1 protein-coding gene and 1 pseudogene are annotated in these 2,399 nt (G+C 54.5%); both read left to right on the top strand.

Going from position 1 to position 2,399, the window contains the following annotated elements:
- A pseudogene (locus tag F0Q32_RS21120) lies at positions 1-126 on the top strand (IS3 family transposase); the annotation flags it as partial.
- Positions 127-798: 672 nt separating this feature from the next.
- Positions 799-2,307 carry a group II intron reverse transcriptase/maturase gene (gene ltrA / locus F0Q32_RS21130; protein ID WP_001189111.1) on the top strand — a complete coding sequence of 503 codons (1,509 nt, stop codon included), beginning with the start codon at positions 799-801 and terminating at the stop codon, positions 2,305-2,307.
- Positions 2,308-2,399: the final 92 nt, after the last annotated feature.

Below are 2,399 nucleotides of genomic sequence, written 5' to 3' on the forward strand. Positions count from 1 at the left end.
GCCGTACGCGGCTATAAAGCGCCGCGTCGTATCGCCGGCCGGCCTTCAGTGGTTGCCCCTAATCGCGTGCAACGGCAGTTTACTGTTGTCCGGGCCAATCAGGTCTGGGTCACAGATATTACCTATAGTGTGCCCGGAGTTCAGGGCGGGCATGGATGCTTAAATGAACCGCGAGTCTGTCTGGAATATTGAACCGGTAACTCACGATGAGAAACCCAACAATCCCACCGGGTGTGACGGTGGAGAACCTGAGCGGCAGTGACCTGCGGCATGCCCGCAGGGTGATGTAACCCGCTGACAACGGGGATTGAGGCGAGATCACTAAGCCGAGATGATCCTCAAGGTTAAGTACTGAAAGGCTGAAGAACATGAACCCGTTAATCCGCCTCTGTGGGTTGAAAACGTCACCACGGCCTACGTGATCTGACAGGCCGTGCAGGAGGAACTGGCAGTGATACGTAAGCACTGCCGGTCGAAGGTGTTTTGACATGTATGCGAAACACCGGGGCAGCAGCGTCTATCACGCTTGCGTTGCTGACTTCTGCCAACTTGCGGCAAGCAAGGATAAAGAGTGCGACGGGCAGCCTCCTCAGTATGCCTGAGTCCAGGCAGGTAAACCGGGGAAGGTCAGCGACGGATGTTAAGGGGGCATGGCTCCGATGACGCGCTGGCTGGCGGAGCTTCCGTAGTAGTCCGCGATGGGGAAAGCCCATTACATGGCGAAGGGAAGCAGTTTGAATGTGTTTGCGACGTGAATTAACTGACCTAACGAGGTGAAGACCTTTGATAATCAGCGAAATGCAACGCAAGCTTGCCACATGGGCAGCCACCGATCCGTCCCTACGGATTCAACGGCTGCTGCGTCTGATAACACAACCAGAATGGCTGGCTGAAGCGGCGCGGATCACGCTTTCATCAAAGGGGGCCCATACCCCCGGCGTTGATGGCGTGAACAAAACAATGCTACAGGCCAGACTGGCTGTTGAGCTGCAAATCCTCAGGGATGAATTACTCTCAGGCCACTACCAGCCCTTGCCCGCCAGACGGGTTTACATCCCTAAAAGCAACGGCAAACTGCGACCACTGGGTATCCCCGCGTTGCGGGATCGTATTGTTCAGCGGGCCATGCTGATGGCGATGGAGCCGATATGGGAGAGTGATTTTCATACGCTCTCATATGGCTTCCGGCCTGAGCGCAGTGTCCACCACGCGATCCGCACGGTGAAATTACAGCTCACAGACTGTGGTGAAACCCGGGGACGCTGGGTGATTGAAGGCGACCTGTCCAGTTACTTCGACACCGTACATCATCGACTGCTGATGAAGGCTGTACGCCGCAGGATCAGTGACGCACGTTTCATGACTCTGCTGTGGAAAACCATCAAGGCGGGACATATCGATGTCGGTCTCTTTCGGGCGGCCAGTGAAGGTGTACCACAGGGCGGTGTTATATCGCCGCTATTATCGAACATCATGCTGAATGAGTTCGATCAATACCTGCATGAGCGCTACCTGAGCGGGAAAGCCAGAAAAGATCGGTGGTACTGGAATAACAGTATCCAACGGGGCCGAAGTACGGCGGTCAGAGAAAACTGGCAGTGGAAACCCGCGGTGGCGTACTGCCGCTATGCCGATGATTTTGTCCTCATCGTCAAAGGCACCAAAGCACAGGCGGAAGCCATCAGGGAGGAGTGTCGGGGTGTGCTCGAAGGCAGTCTGAAACTCAGGCTGAACATGGATAAGACTAAAATCACCCATGTTAATGACGGCTTTATCTTTCTGGGGCACAGGATCATTCGCAAACGCAGTCGTTATGGCGAGATGCGAGTGGTCTCAACGATCCCGCAGGAGAAAGCCAGAAACTTCGCCGCATCGCTGACGGCACTGTTATCAGGCAACTACAGTGAAAGCAAAGTCGATATGGCTGAACAACTCAACCGAAAACTGAAAGGCTGGGCCATGTTCTATCAGTTCGTTGATTTTAAGGCCAAAGTCTTCAGTTATATCGACCGTGTCGTGTTCTGGAAGCTGGCTCACTGGCTGGCCCGCAAATACCGTACAGGTATCGCTTCCCTGATGAGGTGGTGGTGTAAATCACCGAAACCGGGTCAGAGCAAAACGTGGGTTTTATTTGGTAAAACCAATCACGGCAAGCTCAGCGGCGAAATACTGTACCGGTTGGTGGGGCAAGGCAAGAAGCTGTTCCGCTGGCGGCTACCCGAAGGTAATCCCTATCTGAGGACGGAGACCAGAAACACGTATACATCGCGCTTTACAGAAGTGGCAATGGCGTTCGCCAGCATTTAAATGGAGAGCCGGATGCGCTGAAAGGTGCACGTCCGGTTCGGGGAGGAGAGGCAGGGAAATAGTCCGACTACGCCCTGCCTCTTACTCTACTC

This window comes from Pseudocitrobacter sp. 73 (genome assembly GCF_008369545.1).
Classification (GTDB): domain Bacteria; phylum Pseudomonadota; class Gammaproteobacteria; order Enterobacterales; family Enterobacteriaceae; genus Pseudocitrobacter; species Pseudocitrobacter vendiensis.

Coding starts and splice junctions, on each gene's coding strand:
- ltrA (WP_001189111.1), top strand. CDS start 799: ATGCAACGCAAGCTTGCCACATGGGCAGCCACCGATCCGTCCCTACGG.